This is a genomic window from Sphingobium boeckii, assembly GCF_014199215.1.
Taxonomy (GTDB): Bacteria; Pseudomonadota; Alphaproteobacteria; order Sphingomonadales; family Sphingomonadaceae; genus Sphingobium_A; species Sphingobium_A boeckii.
This window is the reverse complement of sequence record NZ_JACIJC010000002.1, coordinates 1-20,320: the sequence shown is the minus strand read 5'-3', so window position 1 is coordinate 20,320 and position 20,320 is coordinate 1. Positions and strand designations below refer to the sequence as shown.

The following is a 20,320-nucleotide window of genomic DNA, read 5'->3' as shown; positions in this document are numbered from 1 at the left end:
CGGGCTGAGCCTGTCGAAGCCTTTTTCTTTTCTGCTTGAGGTCGCAAGAAGGAAGACCCTTCGACAGGCTCAGGGCAAACGGAGTTTTGTATGATGTTCGATCTGACAGGAATGACCGCGCTGGTGACGGGCGCTTCGGGCGGGATCGGGTCCGCCGTGGCGAAGGCGCTGGCGGGGCAGGGCGCGCGGCTGGCGCTGTCGGGCTCCAATGCCGATAAGCTGGAGGCATTTCGCGCCGAACTGGGTGGCGACCATGTGACTTTGGTATGCGATCTTTCCGATGGCGCGGCGGTGGATGGACTGATCCCGCGCGCGGTGGAGGCGCTTGGCCATCTCGATATCCTCGTCAACAATGCCGGCGTCACGCGCGACAATCTGGTGATGCGGATGAAGGATGAGGAATGGGATAGCGTGATCCGCGTCAATCTGGAGGCGGCATTCCGCCTCGTCCGCGCCGCCGCCAAGCCGATGATGAAGGCGCGGTTCGGCCGGGTGATCTCGATCACATCGGTGGTGGGGGCCACCGGCAATCCGGGGCAGGCCAATTATGCGGCGTCCAAGGGGGGGCTGACCGCCATGTCCAAGGCGCTGGCGCAGGAGCTGGCAAGCCGCAACATCACCGTGAATTGCGTGGCGCCCGGCTTCATCGCATCCCCGATGACCGATGCGTTGCCAGAGGCGCAGAAAGAAGCGCTCACGGCGCGAATCCCGGCTGGAAAATTGGGCGAAGGCAGCGATGTGGGCGCTGCGGTGGCCTATCTGGCCAGCCGCGAAGCGGCGTATGTGACGGGGCAGACCGTGCACGTAAATGGCGGAATGGCGATGGTTTAAGGGCGTCAATGCCCCATATCCGGTCTGCCTTCGTTCTCCCCCTCTTGCCAGCGGCGTGACGGGCGATTAGGGCAGACGACGAAACATGAACACCCGTTAAGAGAAGGACCTTCCATGAGCGAGACCGCCGACCGCGTGAAGAAGATCGTCGTCGAACATCTCGGCGTCGAAGCCGAAAAAGTGACCGAAGATGCAAGCTTCATCGACGATCTGGGCGCAGACAGCCTCGATATTGTCGAACTGGTCATGGCGTTCGAAGAAGAATTCGGCGTCGAGATCCCCGACGATGCGGCCGAGAAGATCTCGACCGTGAAGGACGCGATCACGTTCATCGACGCCAATAAGGGCTGATCCGGCCTCTCACGAGAGCCGCGACATTCTAAACGGCTCCCCGACCCGGGATCATACAGGGCCGGGGGGCCGTTTTGCGTAATACCCCTTGGTTTCAAGGGATGGGGACACCCCCGAGGAGTTTGAGATATGCGCCGCGTCGTCGTCACCGGACTGGGATTGGTCACGCCTCTCGGGGCCGATGTTGAAACCGTCTGGAAAAACATCCTTGCCGCCAAATCGGGCGCAGGCCAGATCACGCGCTTCGACGCGAGCGGATATGCCTGCACGATCGCCTGCGAGGTGAAGCCTGCGGGCACGGAAAACGGGTTCGATCCCAATTTGCGCGTGGATCACAAGGTCCAGCGTCAGGTGGATCCCTTCATCATCTATGGCATCGATGCGGCAGGCCAGGCGCTGGAAGACGCCGGGCTGACCGACATGAGCGAGGAAGAACGCTTTCGCGCGGGCTGCTCGATCGGGGCCGGCATCGGCGGGCTTCCCGGCATCGCCAGTGAATCGATCGTGCTTCACGAAAAGGGTCCGCGCCGCGTGTCCCCGCATTTCGTGCACGGACGCCTGATCAACCTGATCTCGGGTCAGGTGAGCATCAAATACGGGCTGATGGGGCCGAACCATGCCGTCGTCACCGCTTGCTCCACCGGCGCGCATTCCATCGGCGACGCCGCGCGGATGATCGCGCTGGACGATGCGGATGTGATGCTCGCGGGCGGCGCTGAAGGCGCGATCTGTCCGCTCGGCATCGCCGGCTTTGCACAGGCACGTGCGCTTTCGACCAATTTCAACGCGACGCCCGAACGCGCAAGCCGGCCATGGGACAAGGATCGCGACGGCTTCGTGATGGGCGAGGGCGCGGGCGTCGTCGTGCTCGAGGAATATGAGCGGGCCAAAGCGCGCGGCGCGAAAATCTATGGCGAAGTGCTGGGTTATGGCCTGTCGGGCGATGCCTATCACGTCACTGCGCCGCATCCCGAAGGTTCAGGCGCATTCCGCTCGATGGAAATGGCGATGCGGAAATCGGGCCTGGCGATGTCCGACATCGATTATGTCAACGCGCATGGCACCTCGACACCGCTGGGCGACGAACTGGAACTGGGTGCTGTCCGCCGCCTGTTCGGCAGCGAAATCAGCAATATCTCGATGAGCTCCACCAAATCCGCGATCGGACATCTGCTCGGCGGCGCAGGGGCGGTCGAATCGATCTTCTGCCTGCTCGCCATGCGCGATCAGATCGCCCCGCCCACGCTCAATCTGGAAAATCCGAGCGATGGCTGTCAGGGGATCGATCTCGTTCCGCTGAAGGCCAAGGAGCGCAAGATCAAGGCGGTGCTGAACAACAGCTTCGGCTTTGGCGGCACCAACGCCAGCCTGGTGATGAAGGCGCTCTGATATCATGCGCAAGCTCGGCTGCTTCGGCCTGATCGTAGCGGCCCTGCTTGGGCTTTCGGCGCTCTATGTGCTGCGCACATGGGGCGGAGCGGGGCCGGCCACGCAGAATCTGACCGTGACGATCAAGACCGGCGCTTCGCTTACCAGCGCAGCGGCGGATCTTGAAAAAGCGGGTGCGATCCGATCGGCCAAGACTTTCCTCACCTTCGCCAAATTGCTGGGCGGCGGTGCGCCGATCCAGTCCGGCGAATATCGCGTGCCGGCAGGGATGAGCGGCGCCGACGTGCTCAAGATGCTTCAGGGCGGCAAGACGCTGCAGCGCTTCGTGATGATTCCAGAGGGTATGCCCTCAATCATGGTCCATGAGCGACTGATGGCCGAAAAGCTGCTGACCGGGACCATCGCCGTGCCCGCGGAAGGATCTATCCTGCCAGACAGCTACAGTTTCGAGCGGGGGGAGACGCGCGCGTCCGTGGTCAAGCGGATGCAGGCGGCGATGACGAAGACGATGGCCGCGCTTTGGGAGACGCGCAAAGCCGGTATCGCGGTCGCCAGCCCGCGCGAGGCGATGATCCTGGCCTCCATCGTGGAGAAGGAAACCGGCGTGCCGGGCGAACGCCGAACGGTCGCCGCCGTTTATGGCAATCGCCTGAAGCGCGGGATGAAGTTGCAGGCCGATCCAACGGTCATCTATCCCACCAGCAAGGGCAAGCCGATCGGTCGCCGCATCCTGCGCTCCGAATTGCAGGCGATGAACGGCTATAACACCTATGCGATGGTGGGCCTGCCCGCCGGGCCGATCGCCAATCCCGGCCGCGCCTCGATCGCGGCGGTGCTCGATCCGGCCGAAAGCAATGCGCTGTATTTCGTGGCGGACGGTTCGGGTGGGCATGTGTTTGCCGACACGCTCGAACAGCATAATGCCAACGTCCAGAAATGGTATGCGCTCAGGAAGTCTCGCGGCGAGATGTGATTGATCGGTTCGATCGATCAAAGTATCTTCGTTAATCGATTGGCGCTTTTCATGCACGCCCGCCATAGGTTTTTCCGGCTTTCAGAGATCTAACAGGAGATTATTCAATGCTCGGACGCACTGTTCCCGATGTGACACTCAAGACCCGCGTGCGCGATGAAGCGGTGGGCGGCCCCAATCCCTTCCGCTGGGAAGATCTGCAGACCGGTGCCCTGTTCAAGGGCAAGAAGCGGGTGGTCGTCTTTTCCCTGCCGGGTGCGTTCACGCCCACCTGCAGCACAGAGCAATGCCCGGCGTTCGAGCGTCTGTATGACGATCTCAAGGCCGCGGGCGCGGATGAAGTCTATTGCGTCTCGGTCAATGATGCGTTCGTGATGTATCAATGGGGCAAGGGTCTCGGGATCAAGAACGTGAAATTGCTCCCCGATGGTTCGGGCGATTTCACGCGTCGCATGGGCATGTTGATCAAGAAGGACCATCTCGGGTTCGGCGATCGTTCGTGGCGTTATGCGATGGTCGTCGATAATGGCACGGTGGTCGGCTGGTTCGAGGAACCGGGCATCAACGACGTGGGTTCGGACAGCGACCCTTATGGCGAAACCAAGCCCGAACCCGTGCTGGAATGGCTCAAGGCCAATCCCGCCTGAACGCCTGAACATCAGCGGTAAATGAAAAAGGGGTCAGGCGCGTGCCGGACCCCTTTTTCATTTTAGCGCAGCCAGCCTCGTCGAGCGGCCAGGCCCGAAAACCAGATCTCGATCAGCGCCATCGCCACGATGAAGGCCGGAAACGCTGCAGACGATGCGCCCAGCTTCTGCAGCTCCGCATAAATTCCGAAGAACCAGCCGAACTGGATCAGCACCCCGATCAGCGACACGATGAACAGTAGCCTTGCGAGGCCGCTGCGCATCAGCAGCAGGATCGAGCCCAGAAGACCCGCCGCCACCGCGACGACATAGGCGATCTTCGGCAATGGGGTCATCGCGCTCCAGGCATCCTGCTGCGCAGCGGGCAGTTTCGCGAGATCCTGCGGGGTGAGGGTGAGCTGCGTATAACAGGCGAAACAACCCGCCAGGCTCCACAGCAGAAACACGATCGCCACCAGCCAGAACCAGCCGGGTGCATTCGCTTTCGTCCTTTCAGCCATGATCATCCCCCTGAATGTATGCGGGGATGCTGCGACAAAATGGAATGCTTGGCAAATACCGGCATTGGGAATAGATAAATGCGCATGAATCATGCGCATAAAATGGAGCGGACCATGACGTCTCTTGCCAGAAAACCCACCAATATCTCGCTTAACGCGGGCTTGATTGAGGAGGCGAAGGCATTGGATATCAATATCTCTCGCGCCTGTGAACGTGGATTGGCCGAGCAGATTTCGGAAACGAAGGCGGCGCGCTGGTTGGCCGAGAATGGCGATGCGATCGCTTCATCCAATGATTTTGTTGAGCAGAACGGATTGCCGCTCGCGCGCTATCGTCAGTTTTGATGGCGAAATTCGACGTCTATCGAATGTCAGGGGGCAGTGGCTATCTGATCGATTGTCAGGCCGATCTGCTGAAGGGATTGAACAGCTGTTTTGTCGTTCCACTCTTGCCCATCGATCATGCGCCGAAGGCCGCGGACCGCCTCAATCCCATATTCCAAATTGGCGGCGAGTCCTGCGTGATGGTGACACAGTTTGCTGCAGCGGTCTCCGTCAGAGAATTGGGTGAACGGATCGGATCGCTTATCGATCAGGACACGAAAATCATGAACGCGCTCGACATGTTGTTGAGCGGTTATTGACCGCCCCTAGGCGCGCAACCCCAAAAGCTCGTCCAGGCCCAGCGATATGTTGAGATTCTGCACGGCCGCGCCCGCAGCGCCCTTGCCCAGATTGTCGAGCGCGGCGACCAGCCGGACCTGTCCGGCGGACTCATGGCCGAACACGAACAGTTCGAGGCGATCGGTGCATGCCTGACGCTCAAGCGTGATCAGGGAAAGACCGTCTTCGACATTGACGCTGACCAGGGCGGAATCGGCATAGGCTTCAGTCAGTGCATCGCGAATCGCACCGAGCGACGGCGCTTCGGGCATGGCGCAAAGCTGCAGCGGCACTTCGACGATCATCCCGCGATAGGTGCGCGCGACGGCGGGCATGAAGATCGGCGGATGGGCGAGCGCGGCATGGGCCTGCATCTCGCTCACATGCTTGTGGCCAAGGCCGAGGGCATAGATGCGAAATGCCGTATCGGTGGCGTCTGGCGCGTCCGGATCTTCAAACGCAGCGATCATCGCCTTGCCGCCGCCCGAATAGCCCGAGGTGGCGTTGGTGGTGAAGGGCCAGTCCGCCGGGATCAGGCCCGCGGCCACCAGAGGCCGGACAAGCGCCAGGAAGCCGGTGGGATAGCAGCCCGGATTGGAAATGCGCCTGGACTGCGCGATCGCTGCGCGCTGGCCGGGCGCAAGCTCGGCAAAGCCATAGGTCCAGCCCGGTGCGGTCCGGTGCGCCGTGGAGGCGTCGATCACGCGGGTGCGGTCGTTGGCGATCAGCGACACGGCTTCGCGCGCGGCATCGTCGGGCAGGCACAGGATGACGGCATCGGCATCGTTCAGCGCCTCGCGCCGGGCGGCGGCATCCTTGCGTTTGTTGTCGGCCAGCGTGATCAACGAGAGATCGCTGCGACCGGAAAGCCGTTCGACGATTTCGAGGCCGGTGGTGCCCGCGCCGCCATCGATGAAGACCTGCGCGCTCATGCCCGCCGCACCATGAAGCTGTCCACACCCTTGGCGGCGGCGCGCGCGCGGACATCGGCTACCGGATCGATGCTCACGGCATTGGCATTGCCATTGGCGTGGATCATGCGTTCCGCATCCACCATCATCCCCACATGCCCTTCGAAAAAGATGAAATCGCCGCGCCGCAACGCCGCGTCGGGCGCGCGTGGCGTGCCCAGCGCTTCGGCCTGGAGATCGCTGTCGCGCGGGGCTGAGACCCCTGTAAGCGCGAGCGATAGCTGCACCAGTCCGGAACAGTCGATGCCGTCCACGCTGCGGCCGCCCATGAGATAGGGGACGCCGATCATCTGCTGGGCGAAGGTGACGGGATCGCCGCCCACATGATTGGCCGGCTGGAGCGATTCCCGCGCGATCCAGCCTTTCGCCGTTTCGACACCGTCGCCATCCAGGGTTCCTGCCACCAGCGCGCCCATCGACAGCCGTTCACGCACGCTGGCACCCTCGGTCGCCGCGTTCAGAACCTCTGCGCTGCGCACGCGCACGCGCCAGGCAGGGGCAGGGGAATCGTCCAGCACATCTTGCCTGATATAGCCGACATAATGATCATGCGCCGAATAGCCCCAGGCCCATGCGCCGCTCAGATCAAGAATCTCGAACGCTTCACCGTGGAGCAATTCGGATATCAGTTCGGCATCATCGCCCGGCGCTTCTCTGACGGCGGCGACGGGCACGCTGCAGCGCCGGGTCATGGGGCGGGCATAATGCGGCGCGAAAAGCACACCGGCCAAGGCGATGTCGGCGATGTCGCCACGCACGGCATGGATCCGCCGGTCCAGCGCAGCCGAGCGTCCGATCAGGCCAAAGCCTTCAGGCGTGTTCGTGCTCTCGCGCCGTTTCGCCTGTTTTCCCAATGAGTTCACCGAAGCCTTCAAGAAATTCTGCCCCTTCACGCGTCTTCGCAACGAATATATTGCGGCGGTCCGCATCGTCGCGCTGGCGGCGCAGATAGCCGAGAGCGCCCAGCTTGTTCAAGGCGCGCGTGACAACGGGCTTGGAGACATTCAGCGATTGGGCGATCCCGCGCACGGTATGCGGCCCTGGAAGAAGGTAAACCAGCAGCAGCAATGCCATCTGGCGATTGGTGAGATCGGGATTTCCCGAGCGCACATAAGCTGTCAGCGTATTCATCCAGCCATTCAGGGCGGCGTCAGCCACTATATCCTCACTCTGCCTGCATTCAGGCCTTTTGGAACGGGTTCGTCATGGCATAACGCGCGATGGGCAAAGCGGTTTCAAGGACGAAACCAATTTACGTCAATCGACGCTGTTTCCGCCGCATCATCGCTGGCCAAGCCGCTCGCACTTGATCTAGGCTCCGGCGCGATGGCCCGTCCCAAATCCACCCGCGACCTCCGCTATGAAACGCTCCAGCGCCAATCCCGCACCCCGGTGTGGGTTGCGATCGGGTGGCGGGTGCTGCTGGTGCTGGGGCTTACGGGCATCGCCATCGGTGTGCATTGGTTCGATCGCCTGGGCCTGCGTGACAATTATGATGGCGTGGTCAGCTTCACCGACGTCATCTATTTCACGATGATCTCCATCACCACCACCGGCTATGGCGATATCGCGCCGGTCAGCGATCGCGCGCGGCTGTTCGATGCGTTGATCGTGACGCCCATCCGGGTGTTCGTCGTGCTGATCTTCATCGGCACGGCATATAATTTCGTTCTGAAGCGAACATGGGACAAATGGCGCATGAAGCTGATCCAGAAAAATCTGAACAACCACATCGTCGTCTGCGGATTCGGCACCAGCGGATCGGAGGCGGTGGACGAATTGCTGGCGCGCGGCACCCGGCCCGAGGAGATCGTGGTGATCGATTCGTCGCAGATCGCGCTTGAGCGCGCCGAATCGAAGGGCTGCGCGGTGATCGAGGCGGATGCCACGCGCGATCAGACTCTGAAGGACGTGAAGATCGGCCGCGCGCGCGCGGTGATCGTCTCCGCGGGCCGGGATGACAGTTCGATCCTGATCGTGCTCACCGTCCGCCATCTGGCTGCCACCGTTCCGATCAGCGTGTTGGTCCGGGCAGAGGATAATGAGACGCTGGCCAAGCAGGCGGGGGCCACCACGGTCATCAATCCGGTGAGCTTTTCCGGGCTGCTGCTCGCGGGGTCCTGCCATGGCCCGCATATCGCCGATTACATGGCCGACTTGGCGGCGACAGATGGGCGGGTGAAGCTGGCGGAGCGGGTGGTGACCGCGCGCGAAGTCGGCAAGCCGCTCTCCGCGGTCGAAACCGGCATGGCCGTCCGGCTCTACCGCCACGGCGCGCCTTTCGGCTATTGGGAGCCGGAGGCACGCGCGCTGCAGGCCGGGGATATGATCATCGAGATCGTGCCGGGCGATAATATGGGGTGAGGGCTGACTCCATCTTCCAACGGGAACGGGTGGATGATCCCGCCTGATGACATTTGCGCGCGAAAGCCTTATGTGCGCGGCTCCCATGGCAACCATACTCCCTTCTCCGCCGAAAATCGGCATGGTCTCGCTCGGCTGTCCGAAGAATCTCGTCGATAGCGAGCGGATCCTGACCAAGCTGCGCGCCGATGGCTATGCCATGTCCCCCGATTATGCGGGGGCTGACGTCGTGCTGGTCAATACCTGCGGTTTTCTGGATTCCGCCAAGGAGGAAAGCCTTGAGGCGATTGGCGAGGCGATGGCCGAAAATGGCCGCGTGATCGTCACCGGCTGCATGGGCAAGGAAGCCGAGACGATCCGTGCACGCTTTCCCAATGTGCTGGCGATCACCGGGGCGCATCAATATGAGGATGTGGTCGGCGCGGTCTATGATGCCGCCCCGATGCCGCCCAGTGCCTTTCTCAATCTGGTGCCGGAGCGCGATCTGAAGCTGACGCCGCGACATTACAGCTATTTGAAGATATCGGAGGGCTGCAACCATCGCTGTTCCTTCTGCATCATCCCGAGTCTGCGGGGCGATCTGGTCAGCCGCCGCCCCGATGCGATCCTGCGCGAGGCCGAAAAGCTGATCGCGGCGGGGACGAAGGAATTGCTGGTCATCAGCCAGGATACTTCGGCTTATGGCGTGGACATCAAGCATCAGCCGCGCCCGTGGAAGGGCGAGGACGTCCGCGCACACATGACCGATCTATCGCGCGAACTCGGCAAGCTCGGTGCCTGGGTGCGGCTGCATTATGTCTATCCTTACCCCCATGTGGATCATGTGATCCCCTTGATGGCGGAGGGGCTGGTGCTGCCCTATCTCGATATCCCCTTCCAGCACGCCAGCCGCCCGGTGCTGCGCGCGATGAAGCGGCCCGCCAATGAGGCCAAGATCCTCGATCGCATCCGCAACTGGCGCGTGATCGAGCCCGATATCGCAATCCGCTCCACCTTCGTGGTCGGTTTCCCCGGCGAGACTGAGGATGATTTCAAATATCTGATGGACTGGCTTGAGGAAGCCCGGCTTGATCGCGTCGGGGCGTTCCGCTTCGAACCCGTGGAGGGCGCGGCCGCCAATGATCTGCCGGACCCTGTCCGCGAAGAGATCAAGGAAGAGCGCTACGCCCGCCTGATGGAGTTGACCGCGCGGATTTCCGCGGAAAAGCTCCAGGCCAAGATCGGCCGCACGCTCGACGTGATCATCGACGAAGTGGATGAGGAGGGCGGTGCCACCGGACGCTCCAAGGCCGATGCGCCGGAGATCGACGGCACTGTGCTGCTGCGCGATGCAGAGGGCTTGAAGCAGGGCGATATCGTCCGCGTCGAGATCGAGGATGCCGACGAGCACGATCTGTTCGGGGTCCCGGTCGGCGGGTAAGGGGGCGGACTTTGCCCGGCTTGCCTATTGTCGCATACGGCCCCGTCCGGGCTGAGCCTGTCGAAGCCTTCTTCTTTTTCCGATCGAAGGGCTTAGATAGGCTCAGCCCGAACGGACGGAGTTGGTCGTTTGCGTCTCGTTCGGACGATCGCCTATGACCACCGACAGCGAACAAAAAGGGTAACAATGACAGAGACATTTTCGGTGGACGAGCGACGCGAGCATTTTGCTTATTGCGTTCAACTGTTCGGTGGCACCACGGCATTCTCTCGACGCCTTGGCATAGACGAGCGGGCGATCCGCCGTTTCATCAATGGCGAGCGGCCTCTTGGTGACGGACTGCTGGAAGATACCGCAAAGGCCTTGCGTCTGCTCATTGCCGAAGCGACCACGGCGGAGGGGCAGATCGCTGCCACTTTGCGCGGTCTGCCGACTGATCCATCTTAGAATATCTCGTCAGACCCGCCGCAGTCAGTGACCGACGGCGGACGATCGGGACTGGGGATGCAAAAGCGCGGCTGAACGATCGAGATGGATCGGTAGCGGCATATCGCTCCTCCAAAAATCCCTGTCCTACAGGCGGATCGGGGATTACCGTCCGCTTATGCCCGCCTCCACACTATCGCAGCCACGCCGTCTTCTGATCGTTTCACTCGATCACAGCGCCTTCTTCAATCCGCTTGATCGTGTTGCATGGACGGTATGAACTTGCGCTTCGATGATTGATCGAATCGATCAATCGCCTCTGTTGACTGATAGGACCATAGCCATCCCGATGACCGATCTTTCTCCCTTGCTCCAAGCCGACAAGGGCCAGCCTGCGCGCAGCGTCCATCTGGTCGACAAGAACGGTTTTGATGACTGGCTGAAAGCCCAGCCGCCGCGCCATCGGGCGGCAGTCGAGGCGCAGAAGCTCAAGCCCGTTGGCTATGCCAGCGCGATCCTGCCGGGGGACAAGGCCGAGGACTGGTCGGTGGTCACTGTCGTCGCCAATGTGGAGGGGCTGTCCGCATGGTGCCTTGCGAAGCTGGCGGAGACCCTGCCCGAAGGCGTTTACCGCGTGGAGGGGCGGGATCCCGGTGTGGCAACGCTGGGCTGGCTCACCGCGCAATATGCGTTCGAGGCATATAAAAAGGTGGAAAAGCCCACCGGGCCGCGTGTGTTGCTCACCACCGACGTTGCGCGGATCGAAGAGACCGTGCGCATTGCCGAGGCGACCGCGCTGGTGCGCGATCTGGTCAACACGCCCGCGGCGGACATGGGGCCGGCGGATCTTCAGGCCAAGGCGGAAAATCTCGCCAAGGCGCATGGCGCAGAGGTGACCGTCACCAAGAGCGGTGATCTGGAATCGGGTTATCCGATGATCCATGCGGTCGGCATGGCGGCGGAGAAGAAAAACGCGCCGCGGCTGATCGAACTCATCTGGGGCCATCCCAAGCATCCGCGCGTGGCGATCGTGGGGAAGGGCGTGTGCTTCGATAGCGGCGGCCTGGATATCAAGCCGTCTGCAGGGATGCGGCTGATGAAGAAGGATATGGGCGGCGCGGCCCATGCGCTGGCGCTGGCGCAACTCGTGATGGAGCAGCGCTTGCCGGTGCGGCTCCATCTGCTGATCCCGGCGGTGGAAAATGCGATTGCGGGCAATGCCTTTCGCCCCGGCGACGTGCTCAAAAGCCGCAAGGGGCTGACGGTGGAGGTGACCAATACCGATGCTGAGGGGCGGCTCGTGCTGGGCGATGCGCTGGCCAAGGCGGTGGAGGAGAAGCCCGCACTTATCCTGGATTTCGCGACGCTCACGGGTGCGGCGCGCGTGGCGCTTGGCCCCGATCTGCCGGCGCTGTTCGCCAATGACGACGCACTGGCCGAGGCGTTGCTGGCAGCGGGCGTGGCGGAGAGCGATCCCCTGTGGCGGATGCCCTTATGGGCGGGCTATGCCGACATGCTCAAATCCGACATTGCCGATCTCAACAATTCGCCCGACGGCGGCTTTGCGGGCGCGGTCACCGCGGCGCTCTTTTTGGATAAATTCGTGCCGAGGGATATGCCCTGGGCGCATTTCGACACTTTCGCCTGGCGTCCCGCGGCCAAGCCCGGCCGCCCCAAGGGCGGCGAAGCACTGGGTCTGCGCGCCGCCTGGGCGATGCTCAAGGCGCGGTATCCGGCTTAGGCCGTCTCTTGTCGAGGGGCGCGTTGTGGCGGCACGATCATGCCGCCGAATGCCGCGGCACCCGCAGGCTGCGCGGTGTCGGTCATAATAATGCGAACGCATCGCTCCTTTTTTTGATGTGGCGAGAGCGGCGGAATTGGACCAACTTGTGCCGATCGAGCGACTGGCAGGCGGGCCGACAATAAGGCGAGTAATGCAGGCAGGCGCGCGCCATTTGAGGGGCTGACCGTGAATTGGAAAAACAGGACAATGTTGGCGTCGTTTTCTGCGGCAGCCATGATGATGAGCGCGACCGGCGAGGTGCGCGCGGCGGCAGGGCAGGCGGCCGCGCCCGCCATCAGCGACGGATGCTCAACACTGACCGGCTTCCAGGCCGAAGGCGTGACGATCGTGACCGCGCAGACGCAACCCGCTCAAGATCCGGTGGCCGGCGTCAAAATCTTCGATCTCACCGGACAGGCGCCGGACGGGATGCCGGTTGCCGGGCTTCCTTCCTTTTGCCGCATCGTCGGGCGGATCATGCCCGAACAGGGTTCGAACATCGGGTTCGAGGTGTGGATGCCGACGACCCGATGGGATGGTCGGCTCCATGGCGTTGGTGTCGGTGGTTTCGCTGGCTATGTGGATCATATGATGCTGGCGCTCGCCGTGAAGGGCGGGCAGGTGGGCGTGGCAACGGATACGGGGCATGACAGTACGGCTTCCGGGTGGCCGTCCGCCGACAGTAGCTGGGCGAGGGGGCATCCGCAGCGCGTGCGGGACTATGGCTGGCGCGCCGTTCATCTGAGCACGATCGCGGCCAAGCAACTTATCCGCGCGTTTTACGGGCGTGATGCGGATCGGTCCTATTTCGTGGGCTGTTCAGGTGGTGGACGCCAGGGGTTGATCGAAGCATCCCGCTTCCCCGACGATTATGACGGCATCGTGGCCGGCGCGCCCGCCGCGAGCCTGACGGATCTGGCGATAGTCATGTCACTCTCCATTCAATCGCAGAAAGCGCCGGGCGCGGCGATCCGGCCGGAGCAGGGGCAGTTGGTTCAGGATGAAGTGATCCGGCAATGCGACGCGGGCGATGGGCAGGTCGATGGTCTTGTCGCTGATCCGCGCCAATGCAGGTTCGACGTGTCAAAGCTGGCCTGCGGCACTTCGAAATCGGATCAATGTTTCAGTCCGCCGCAGATCACGGCGCTCAAGAAAATCTATGCGGGGCCGCGCGATGCCGCCGGGCGGCAGTTGACAGCGGCCTATCTTCCCGCCGGTTCTGAGGTCAGCACGCCCTTCCCCTTTCTGGGATGGGACGCCTATATCTGGGAAGGATCGCCCCAAAAACCCACGAGCAATGCCTTGGCGGGCGGCTTTCTCGGTGATTTTATCGATAAGCCCTTTGCCACGCCCGAGACGTTCGATTTCGATACCGATCCCGCACGGCTGAAGGCTGCATTGTCCAATGATCTCGATGCTTCGCCCGACCTTTCGCGATTTTTTGCGCGGGGCGGCAAACTCATTACATGGCATGGCTGGGCCGATGCGGCGATCCCGCCGGAGGGGACGCTGTGGTATCACGAGGCCATGCTTAGACAGTCAGGCGAAAAGGCCAAGGACTCGTCGCGACTCTTCATGGTGCCCGGGGTTCAGCATTGCGTGGGGGGCAACGGACCCTGGTCATTCGGCCAACTCAATGCGCCGCAAGAGGGAGACAGTCGGGCAAACAGCATGGTAGCCGCGCTGCAGGACTGGGTCGAAAAAGACGTGCGCCCCGACAGCCTGATCGGCCGTTCCGATCCGGGCGGCGCATTGGGCTTTCCCGCGCAAAAGCCGGAGGGGCAGCGGCTGTTGTGTGCCTGGCCTAGAAAGGCCGTGCTCCGCGCCGGCGGCGACCCACGCAATCCGGCAAGCTATAGCTGCACAGGCAGCCATGCTGCGTCCACTGAAATGCCTCGGGATTGAAGCTCCATGTGGTTCCAACTTGTGGTCGACCTATATTTTGATAAGAACGTGCTGTCAAAAATAGAAAAATAAGGTCATGCTGCCGATGCTGCACTCGAGAGCGCTCATGTATTTCGACGAGGTGGCGCGAAGGGGGGCTATCCGCCGCGCATCGGATCATCTGGATATCGGTGCCCCCTTGTTCAAACGTACCACCAAGGCCTTATCCTGACCGCCGCGGGCGAGATATTGCCCGACATCTTCCACGATGTCTTCGGCCATGTGCCCTTGCTCGCCAATCCGGTATTCGCCGATTACATGCAGGCTTATGGCGTCGGCGGGCAGCGCGCCGCCGGGCTGGGCGCGATCGAGAAACTGGCGCGACTTTATTGGTATACCGTCGAATTCGGGCTGATCCGCACGGGCGGCGATCTGCGGATCTACGGGGCAGGCATCGTATCGTCCTTTGGCGAATCCGTCTTCGCGCTCGACGATCCCTCGCCCAACCGGTTGGGCTTCGATCTCAAGCGGCTCATGCGCACCCAATATCGGATCGACGACTATCAGCAGACGTATTTCGTCATCGACAGTTTCGAGGATTTGCTGCGCCAGACCCAGGAGATCGATTTCGGGCCGCTTTATGCCGAGCTTGAGGGGCAGGGGACGATCGAGATCGAAACCATCCTGCCCGGCGACACCGTGATCACCCGCGGAACCCAAGCCTATGCGCGAAGCAAGCTGGTGGGGGCATGACCGCCCTGACACCGGTCGCGGAGACGTTCGGGTGGTTCGATACCTGGGTAATCGCGGCAAAAGGATAGCCTCCGCAGCGGGCCGACAGCGCACGGCGACCGCGACCGGGGCTTTTCCATGAAACGCCATCGTGCGTGTCTTCGAGCAAGCCGAGCCTGCCTTGTCGGCTCCATGCCGCGCTGCGCCTGTCGCCGGTTACAGGTCCCGCAGGGCGTAACGCTGGAGCTTGCCATTGCCCGTCTTCGGCAGTTGCGCGACGAACACGATCTCTCGCGGATATTTATAGGGCGCGATCAACATCTTTACATGATCCTGCAGTTCCTTCGCCAGGGATGGCGGCGGTGCCGGATCACCCGTGACGATGAACGCCTTGACGCGCTGTCCGCGTTGATCGCAGGGCACGCCAATCACTGCGCATTCGCGCACCGCAGGATGCGCCAGCAACGCATTTTCCACCTCGGGCGCACCGATATTATAGCCGGAGGACACGATCATGTCGTCGGACCGCGAGACATACCAGAAATAGCCCTGCGCATCGAGACGATAGGTGTCGCCGGTGACGTTCCAGCCGTTGAGGACGTAATTCGCCTGTCGCGTGTCATCGAGATAGCGGCAGCCGCACGGTCCCTTGACCGCCAGCCGCCCGGTTCCTGACGACAGGGGGTTTCCCGCATCGTCCAGGATGCACGCCTCGAAGCCCGGAACCGGCAGGCCTGTGGCACCGGGGCGGATATCGTCTCCCGCAGCCGAGATGAAAATGTGCATCATCTCGGTGGCGCCGATGCCGTCGATGATGCGCACGCCCGTCGCTTCGTGCCAGGCGCGCGCGGTTGCTTCGGGAAGGTGCTCACCCGCCGAGACGCACATGCGCAGCGCAGACAAATCCTGGCCAGCCAATTGGTGCAGCATTTCCTTATAAGCGGTGGGCGCGGTCAACAATATGGTGACCCCGTGTTGCGCCGCGGCAGCCAGCAAGGCGGCGGGGGCGGGGCGTTCGATGGTCAGCGCCGTAGCGCGGGCGAGCAGCGGGAAGATCAGCAGCGCACCCAGGCCGAAGGTGAAGGCGATTGGCGCGGAACAAGCGAAGACGTCATCGCGCCGGGGCTTGAGGATATGGCGTGCGAAGGTGTCGTTGGGCACCAGGATGTCGCGGTGGAACTGGATACAACCCTTGGGATGGCCGGTCGTGCCCGAGGTGAAGGCGATCAGCGCTGGATCGTCAGCCTTGGTCTCGATCGCCGGGAATCCCGGTGCGGCTTGCGCGATGCGCTGCTCCAACAGGCCTTCGCCGCCGTCGCCCTGATAGGTCAGCAGAGATCGGCCATGGTCCGAGGCTTGCCATGCGGGGAGAAAATCCGCCTCTGTCCGTCCATCGACGATGGCATGGCTGATCCGGGCTTTTGCCAGGATGGCCGAAATCTCTTGCGCGCGCAGGATCGGCATGGTGGTGACGGCAATGCCGCCGGCCTTAAGCACGCCCAGCCAGCTTGCAAATAGCATGGCATTGTTGGGGCCACGCAATAGCACCCTGTTGCCGGGCACCAGTCCTTCGTCTTCCACCAGGATACGGGCGATGCGGGCCGAAAGATCCGCCAGCTCGGCATAGGTCCATCGGCCGGCATCGTTGACGATGGCCACGCGATCGCCATCACCTTCAGCCACCGCGCGATCGACGATCTCGACTGCAGCGTTCAGCGTTGCGGGATATTGCAACTCGGGCCGGTCGAACAGGAAGTCCGGCTGGGCTTGCCTGAGCGGAAGATGATCGCGGACAAAGGCATCATACATGTCGTTCACCTCGATCTATGACTGGGCGGCATGGCTGCGATTGAATGATCAGGCGGGCGCTGCACATCAGGTGACGCGCGAGCGTGCCCGGAACTGTTCGGCATCCCACGCCCGCGTAGACAGGATATCCTGCAGGATGCAGACCGCGCTCCAGACATCGGAAAAGCGCGTATATAATGGTGTGAACCCGAACCGCAGGACTTCGGGTGCCCGGAAATCGCCCACGACGCCGCGCGCGATGAGAGCCTGGCAGATCTCGAACGCATGATCGTGCGCAAGGGAGACGTGGCTGCCGCGTTCTGCCGGATCCGCCGGGCTGACCAGCGAGAGAGCGAATTGCTCGCACAGGGGCGTCACCAATGCGATGAACAGCGACGAAAGCGCTTCAGACTTGCGTTGCAGCGCCGCCATGTCGGTGCGCAGATGGAGATCGACGCCCACCTCCAGGCTGATCAGCGCGAGGATGGACGCCGTGCCGCATTGAAAGCGGTCGATCCCTGCACCGGCCTCATATTGATCATTAAAGGCGAAGGGGCTGGCATGTCCCATCCATCCCGACAAGGGCGTTTCCAATCGTCCTTGGAGTGCGGGCGCGACATAGAGGAAGGCGGGGGCACCAGGGCCGCCGTTGAGATATTTATAGCCGCATCCGATCGCCAGGTCCGCGCCGCTGCCGGCGAGATCGAGCGGCACCGCGCCGGCACTATGGCTGAGGTCCCAGATGACAAGCGCCCCCTTGTCATGGGCTGCGGCGGTGACCTTGGCCATGTCGAACTTGCGGCCGGTCTTGTAATGAACATGTGTCAGCAGCACGACGGCAGTGTCCTCGTCGATCGCGTCGATGATGTCATCCGCCGGCAAGGTGACGAGTTGCCGGCCCTCGAGCACATTGGTCACGCCCTGCGCAATATACAGGTCGGTCGGGAAATTTCCGGGTTCAGACAGGATCTTTGAACGGTCGTCCTGATGCTTCAAAGCCGCGACGAGCAGCTTGAACAGGTTGACCGAAGTGGAATCGGCGACGACCACGTCATTCTCGCCCGCCCCGACGATCCGCGCAATCTTGGCACCGACACGCCGCGGCGCGCCGATCCAGTCATGGCTGTTCCAGCTCCCGATCAGATCGCGGCCCCATTCGATCTCGATCGCCTGTTTCATGCGATCGGGAGTCGCGGCCGGCAGTGCGCCCAGCGAATTGCCGTCGAGATAGATAATGCCTTCGGGCAATCGGAACTCAGATCGGAAATGGGCCAAGGGATCGGCGTGATCGGCGTCGAGGATATGCTTCGGTGGTGTCTGCGTCATGCGATCAACTCCCGCAAAATGGCACGGACGGGCGACGCATCGACGCCATCCATCTTGAGCGGAAGGGCGATCAATTCATAATCGCCGGGCGGGACGTCGTCGAGGACGATGCCCTCCAGAATGTGCATTCCCGCATCCTTTACGGCCAGATGGGCATCCATGGTTTTTGAATCCTCCGGATCAAGAGAAGGGGTGTCCACCCCGATCAGCGCAACGCCATGCTGCGCGAGCAGCCGGATGGTCTCGGCGGCAATCGGCGCGAAAGCGCTATCCCATTGGGCGTGCGGGAAACGGCTCCAGGTCCGGATCAGCAGCCGCGCGACCGTGCCGTCCAGCGCGAAGGCGATATCGTCAGGCAGGATCGGACCGGTACGGTGGGAAAGATCGATAACGCGGGCGATGCCGAGATAGGCATCGAGCGCCACATCGGCCATCGCCTTGCCTTTGGGGTCATAATGAACGGGGGCGTCGGTGTGCGTGCCGCTGTGGGGCGACATCGTCAGCCGCGCGACGGCAACCGGGCAATGCTCGCCATGCTCCCAAAGCGGCGTGGCTTCAAATGGCGTATCCCCCGGCCAGACCGGGAGCGTGGCGGACAGTGTCTGCGAGATATCGAAGATGCGCCGGGTTGCCATTACAGGATTTTCCGGACGTCGAGCAATTCGGGAAAGAAGACCTGATTGACCACCGCGGCCAGATACGGAACGCCCGCGGTGCCGCCCGTGCCCCGTTTGAAGCCGATGATCCGCTCGATCGCCTTGAGATGACCGAACCGCCAGAGCTGGAATCGGTATTCAAGATCGACCAGTTTCTCGGCCAGCTCATAGAGATCCCAATAGCGTTCCGGATCGCGATAGACGATAGCCCAGGCCGCCTCGACGGCCGGATTGGCCGCATAGGGCTGGGTCACGTCCCGCTCGATCGCCTCCTGCGGGATCGGCAGGCCGCGCGTGGCGAGCAGTCTGATCGAAAGGTCGTAGATGCCGGGCCGCTCCAGCCCCGCCTGCAGCATTGCCTTGATGTCCGGCGTTCCCTCATGCACTTCGATCATACGGGCGTTCTTGTTGCCCATGACGAATTCCATCAGCCGATATTGATGCGATTGGAAGCCCGAACTGCTGCCCAGCTTCTCGCGCATCCGCGAATAATCGGCCGGCGTCATCGTCGCCAGTACGTCCCAAGATTGGATGAGCTGGGATTGAATCCGTGCGACGCGCGACATCATCTTGAGCGCCGGAGGAACATTGTCCGCTGCGATCGCCGCACAGGCAGCGCCGAGTTCATGCAGGCATAATTTGATCCATAATTCGGATGTCTGGTGAATGACGATGAACAGCATCTCGTCATGCGCGTCGGACAAGGGTGTCTGTGCGGCAAGTATCTCGGGCAAGCGCAGATAACTTCCATAGGTCGGGGAAGGCGATGCGCTTGCGGCGCCGGCTGTGGTGCGATTTTCCATGGCGCAAATCTATCCTGCAACGCGGAAAACATTGTTCCCTTCTTTCACAATTGGAGATAGGTTTGATGAACGATGTGCTGCAATATGGGATATCAAGCGAATGAATGTTCTCGACCAGAAAATTCTGAAGTCAATCGAATCGAACGGGCGTCAGTCCTTCCAGGAACTCGGGAGCGACATCGGCCTGTCCAAGACGGCGTGTTGGGCGCGCGTGCAATCGCTGGAGAAAAATGGGGTCATTCTCGGCTATGGCGCGAAACTCGATCCGCGATCGCTGGGGCTCGGCGTGTTCGCCATCATCCAGATCATGATCGATCCATCGATGCGCAAGGCGTTCGAAACGGCGGTCCAGGCAAATCCCGCAATCCTGGAATGCCACACAATCGCGGGCGAGGCCGATTATGTGATGAAGGTGGCCTGTCGCGATGTCGACGATCTGGACAATCTGCTGCGGATGCACATCTCCCTCTTGCCTGGTCTGCAGCGCTCGACCACGATGATCTGCATGAACACCATCAAGGCGGGGGGTGCCCTGACCGCCGCAATCGAACCCAGAGACACAATCCGATAGCGATTGGCGAGGCTTTGGAAATCTCACGCCCACAGTGGATTGAGCAGAGCGAAGCGCAAATGATCAACGACGGCTTTGTCCGCCGCTCATGGCATCTTCGCGCACCCACAACCCTGCATCTGTGGATCGGCGTGCAAAAAGGACCCCTGTTGATTGCTGCTGAGAAGTGACCCGGGGTTTTCATCGAGAAGTGACCCGTCTGTAGGTTATGTTTCGAGTTTCATTGGTGGGTCAAGATGGCG

23 protein-coding genes and 1 pseudogene are annotated in these 20,320 nt (G+C 61.9%); 15 read left to right on the top strand and 9 right to left on the bottom strand.

Translation table 11 applies throughout. The annotated features are described in order from the left end of the window. Positions 1-93 precede the first annotated feature (93 nt). The 5 genes from fabG to FHS49_RS05180 all read left to right on the top strand — a co-directional run bounded on the left by fabG (position 94) and on the right by FHS49_RS05180 (position 4,191). Complete coding sequence (gene fabG, locus FHS49_RS05200; protein ID WP_184017300.1) at positions 94-831, top strand: 3-oxoacyl-[acyl-carrier-protein] reductase; 738 nt, start codon at positions 94-96, stop codon at positions 829-831. A 114-nt stretch (positions 832-945) separates the two neighbouring features. After that, a complete protein-coding gene (locus FHS49_RS05195) occupies positions 946-1,182 on the top strand; it encodes an acyl carrier protein (protein ID WP_184016081.1) in 237 nt (78 codons plus the stop codon). A 129-nt stretch (positions 1,183-1,311) separates the two neighbouring features. Continuing rightward, positions 1,312-2,571 carry a beta-ketoacyl-ACP synthase II gene (gene fabF / locus FHS49_RS05190; protein ID WP_184016079.1) on the top strand — a complete coding sequence of 420 codons (1,260 nt, stop codon included), beginning with the start codon at positions 1,312-1,314 and terminating at the stop codon, positions 2,569-2,571. A 4-nt stretch (positions 2,572-2,575) separates the two neighbouring features. Then, a complete protein-coding gene (gene mltG / locus FHS49_RS05185) occupies positions 2,576-3,544 on the top strand; it encodes an endolytic transglycosylase MltG (protein WP_184016077.1) in 969 nt (322 codons plus the stop codon). A gap of 107 nt (positions 3,545-3,651) precedes the next feature. Continuing rightward, on the top strand, positions 3,652-4,191 hold the full coding sequence (locus FHS49_RS05180; protein ID WP_184016075.1) for a peroxiredoxin: 540 nt from the start codon (positions 3,652-3,654) through the stop codon (positions 4,189-4,191). A 62-nt stretch (positions 4,192-4,253) separates the two neighbouring features. Here the strand turns inward: FHS49_RS05180 and FHS49_RS05175 are convergent, their stop codons facing one another. Next, on the bottom strand, positions 4,254-4,691 hold the full coding sequence (locus FHS49_RS05175) for a hypothetical protein (RefSeq protein ID WP_184016073.1): 438 nt from the start codon (positions 4,689-4,691) through the stop codon (positions 4,254-4,256). An 84-nt stretch (positions 4,692-4,775) separates the two neighbouring features. Here FHS49_RS05175 and FHS49_RS05170 point away from each other — a divergent pair, with 84 nt between their 5' ends. After that, on the top strand, positions 4,776-5,036 hold the full coding sequence (locus FHS49_RS05170) for a type II toxin-antitoxin system CcdA family antitoxin (RefSeq protein ID WP_246350379.1): 261 nt from the start codon (positions 4,776-4,778) through the stop codon (positions 5,034-5,036). After that, complete coding sequence (locus FHS49_RS05165; protein WP_184016071.1) at positions 5,036-5,335, top strand: CcdB family protein; 300 nt, start codon at positions 5,036-5,038, stop codon at positions 5,333-5,335. The genes FHS49_RS05170 and FHS49_RS05165 overlap by 1 nt, the downstream gene beginning before the upstream one ends. A gap of 6 nt (positions 5,336-5,341) precedes the next feature. Here the strand turns inward: FHS49_RS05165 and argC are convergent, their stop codons facing one another. Genes argC through FHS49_RS05150 form a run of 3 tightly spaced genes read right to left on the bottom strand, consistent with a single transcriptional unit; the run spans position 5,342 to position 7,456 of the window. Next, on the bottom strand, positions 5,342-6,286 hold the full coding sequence (gene argC, locus FHS49_RS05160; protein WP_184016069.1) for an N-acetyl-gamma-glutamyl-phosphate reductase: 945 nt from the start codon (positions 6,284-6,286) through the stop codon (positions 5,342-5,344). Then, positions 6,283-7,188 (bottom strand): C40 family peptidase, encoded by a 906-nt coding sequence (locus FHS49_RS05155; RefSeq protein WP_343052901.1) that lies wholly within the window; start codon positions 7,186-7,188, stop codon positions 6,283-6,285. Before FHS49_RS05155 ends, argC begins: the two co-directional genes overlap by 4 nt. After that, positions 7,136-7,456: a MarR family transcriptional regulator gene (locus tag FHS49_RS05150; RefSeq protein WP_184017296.1), complete on the bottom strand. Its 321-nt coding sequence runs from the start codon at positions 7,454-7,456 to the stop codon at positions 7,136-7,138. Before FHS49_RS05150 ends, FHS49_RS05155 begins: the two co-directional genes overlap by 53 nt. Before the next feature lie 195 nt (positions 7,457-7,651). Here FHS49_RS05150 and FHS49_RS05145 point away from each other — a divergent pair, with 195 nt between their 5' ends. From FHS49_RS05145 to FHS49_RS05130, 4 genes are all read left to right on the top strand, one after another. Then, a complete protein-coding gene (locus tag FHS49_RS05145; RefSeq protein WP_184016064.1) occupies positions 7,652-8,689 on the top strand; it encodes a potassium channel family protein in 1,038 nt (345 codons plus the stop codon). Positions 8,690-8,774: 85 nt separating this feature from the next. Beyond that, positions 8,775-10,109, top strand: coding sequence for a 30S ribosomal protein S12 methylthiotransferase RimO (gene rimO, locus FHS49_RS05140; RefSeq protein WP_184016062.1), 1,335 nt, complete (start codon positions 8,775-8,777; stop codon positions 10,107-10,109). A gap of 186 nt (positions 10,110-10,295) precedes the next feature. Beyond that, positions 10,296-10,556 carry a hypothetical protein gene (locus tag FHS49_RS05135; protein WP_184016060.1) on the top strand — a complete coding sequence of 87 codons (261 nt, stop codon included), beginning with the start codon at positions 10,296-10,298 and terminating at the stop codon, positions 10,554-10,556. Between the two features lie 328 nt (positions 10,557-10,884). Then, positions 10,885-12,276: a leucyl aminopeptidase family protein gene (locus FHS49_RS05130; RefSeq protein ID WP_184016058.1), complete on the top strand. Its 1,392-nt coding sequence runs from the start codon at positions 10,885-10,887 to the stop codon at positions 12,274-12,276. On the opposite strand, the gene FHS49_RS05125 is transcribed toward FHS49_RS05130, so the two are convergent. After that, a complete protein-coding gene (locus FHS49_RS05125; RefSeq protein ID WP_184016056.1) occupies positions 12,273-12,554 on the bottom strand; it encodes a hypothetical protein in 282 nt (93 codons plus the stop codon). The genes FHS49_RS05130 and FHS49_RS05125 overlap by 4 nt on opposite strands. Here FHS49_RS05125 and FHS49_RS05120 point away from each other — a divergent pair. After that, a complete protein-coding gene (locus FHS49_RS05120) occupies positions 12,553-14,223 on the top strand; it encodes a tannase/feruloyl esterase family alpha/beta hydrolase (protein WP_184016054.1) in 1,671 nt (556 codons plus the stop codon). The two genes, FHS49_RS05125 and FHS49_RS05120, sit on opposite strands and share 2 nt — an antisense overlap. Before the next feature lie 231 nt (positions 14,224-14,454). Continuing rightward, positions 14,455-14,955, top strand: a pseudogene (locus FHS49_RS05115) (phenylalanine 4-monooxygenase); the annotation flags it as partial. Positions 14,956-15,150: 195 nt separating this feature from the next. Here FHS49_RS05115 and FHS49_RS05110 read toward each other — a convergent pair. The 4 genes from FHS49_RS05110 to FHS49_RS05095 all read right to left on the bottom strand — a co-directional run bounded on the left by FHS49_RS05110 (position 15,151) and on the right by FHS49_RS05095 (position 19,507). Further along, positions 15,151-16,743 (bottom strand): AMP-binding protein, encoded by a 1,593-nt coding sequence (locus tag FHS49_RS05110; RefSeq protein ID WP_184017294.1) that lies wholly within the window; start codon positions 16,741-16,743, stop codon positions 15,151-15,153. Between the two features lie 66 nt (positions 16,744-16,809). After that, a complete protein-coding gene (gene kynU / locus FHS49_RS05105) occupies positions 16,810-18,048 on the bottom strand; it encodes a kynureninase (protein WP_184016052.1) in 1,239 nt (412 codons plus the stop codon). Next, positions 18,045-18,683: an arylformamidase gene (kynB, locus tag FHS49_RS05100; protein ID WP_184016050.1), complete on the bottom strand. Its 639-nt coding sequence runs from the start codon at positions 18,681-18,683 to the stop codon at positions 18,045-18,047. Before kynB ends, kynU begins: the two co-directional genes overlap by 4 nt. Beyond that, complete coding sequence (locus FHS49_RS05095; protein WP_184016048.1) at positions 18,683-19,507, bottom strand: tryptophan 2,3-dioxygenase; 825 nt, start codon at positions 19,505-19,507, stop codon at positions 18,683-18,685. Before FHS49_RS05095 ends, kynB begins: the two co-directional genes overlap by 1 nt. A gap of 100 nt (positions 19,508-19,607) precedes the next feature. Between FHS49_RS05095 and FHS49_RS05090 the strand changes: the two genes are divergently transcribed. Together FHS49_RS05090 and FHS49_RS05085 are read left to right on the top strand one after the other, a co-directional pair. Next, positions 19,608-20,078, top strand: a complete 471-nt coding sequence (locus FHS49_RS05090; RefSeq protein ID WP_184016046.1) for an Lrp/AsnC family transcriptional regulator — start codon at positions 19,608-19,610, stop codon at positions 20,076-20,078. A 14-nt stretch (positions 20,079-20,092) separates the two neighbouring features. Continuing rightward, positions 20,093-20,248 carry a hypothetical protein gene (locus tag FHS49_RS05085; protein WP_184016044.1) on the top strand — a complete coding sequence of 52 codons (156 nt, stop codon included), beginning with the start codon at positions 20,093-20,095 and terminating at the stop codon, positions 20,246-20,248. Positions 20,249-20,320 lie beyond the last annotated feature (72 nt).

Coding starts and splice junctions, on each gene's coding strand:
- fabG (WP_184017300.1), top strand. CDS start 94: ATGTTCGATCTGACAGGAATGACCGCGCTGGTGACGGGCGCTTCGGGC.
- FHS49_RS05195 (WP_184016081.1), top strand. CDS start 946: ATGAGCGAGACCGCCGACCGCGTGAAGAAGATCGTCGTCGAACATCTC.
- fabF (WP_184016079.1), top strand. CDS start 1,312: ATGCGCCGCGTCGTCGTCACCGGACTGGGATTGGTCACGCCTCTCGGG.
- mltG (WP_184016077.1), top strand. CDS start 2,576: ATGCGCAAGCTCGGCTGCTTCGGCCTGATCGTAGCGGCCCTGCTTGGG.
- FHS49_RS05180 (WP_184016075.1), top strand. CDS start 3,652: ATGCTCGGACGCACTGTTCCCGATGTGACACTCAAGACCCGCGTGCGC.
- FHS49_RS05175 (WP_184016073.1), bottom strand. CDS start 4,691: ATGGCTGAAAGGACGAAAGCGAATGCACCCGGCTGGTTCTGGCTGGTG.
- FHS49_RS05170 (WP_246350379.1), top strand. CDS start 4,776: ATGAATCATGCGCATAAAATGGAGCGGACCATGACGTCTCTTGCCAGA.
- FHS49_RS05165 (WP_184016071.1), top strand. CDS start 5,036: ATGGCGAAATTCGACGTCTATCGAATGTCAGGGGGCAGTGGCTATCTG.
- argC (WP_184016069.1), bottom strand. CDS start 6,286: ATGAGCGCGCAGGTCTTCATCGATGGCGGCGCGGGCACCACCGGCCTC.
- FHS49_RS05150 (WP_184017296.1), bottom strand. CDS start 7,456: ATGAATACGCTGACAGCTTATGTGCGCTCGGGAAATCCCGATCTCACC.
- FHS49_RS05145 (WP_184016064.1), top strand. CDS start 7,652: ATGGCCCGTCCCAAATCCACCCGCGACCTCCGCTATGAAACGCTCCAG.
- rimO (WP_184016062.1), top strand. CDS start 8,775: ATGGCAACCATACTCCCTTCTCCGCCGAAAATCGGCATGGTCTCGCTC.
- FHS49_RS05135 (WP_184016060.1), top strand. CDS start 10,296: ATGACAGAGACATTTTCGGTGGACGAGCGACGCGAGCATTTTGCTTAT.
- FHS49_RS05130 (WP_184016058.1), top strand. CDS start 10,885: ATGACCGATCTTTCTCCCTTGCTCCAAGCCGACAAGGGCCAGCCTGCG.
- FHS49_RS05120 (WP_184016054.1), top strand. CDS start 12,553: ATGATGATGAGCGCGACCGGCGAGGTGCGCGCGGCGGCAGGGCAGGCG.
- FHS49_RS05125 (WP_184016056.1), bottom strand. CDS start 12,554: ATGGCTGCCGCAGAAAACGACGCCAACATTGTCCTGTTTTTCCAATTC.
- FHS49_RS05110 (WP_184017294.1), bottom strand. CDS start 16,743: ATGTATGATGCCTTTGTCCGCGATCATCTTCCGCTCAGGCAAGCCCAG.
- kynU (WP_184016052.1), bottom strand. CDS start 18,048: ATGACGCAGACACCACCGAAGCATATCCTCGACGCCGATCACGCCGAT.
- kynB (WP_184016050.1), bottom strand. CDS start 18,683: ATGGCAACCCGGCGCATCTTCGATATCTCGCAGACACTGTCCGCCACG.
- FHS49_RS05095 (WP_184016048.1), bottom strand. CDS start 19,507: ATGGAAAATCGCACCACAGCCGGCGCCGCAAGCGCATCGCCTTCCCCG.
- FHS49_RS05090 (WP_184016046.1), top strand. CDS start 19,608: ATGAATGTTCTCGACCAGAAAATTCTGAAGTCAATCGAATCGAACGGG.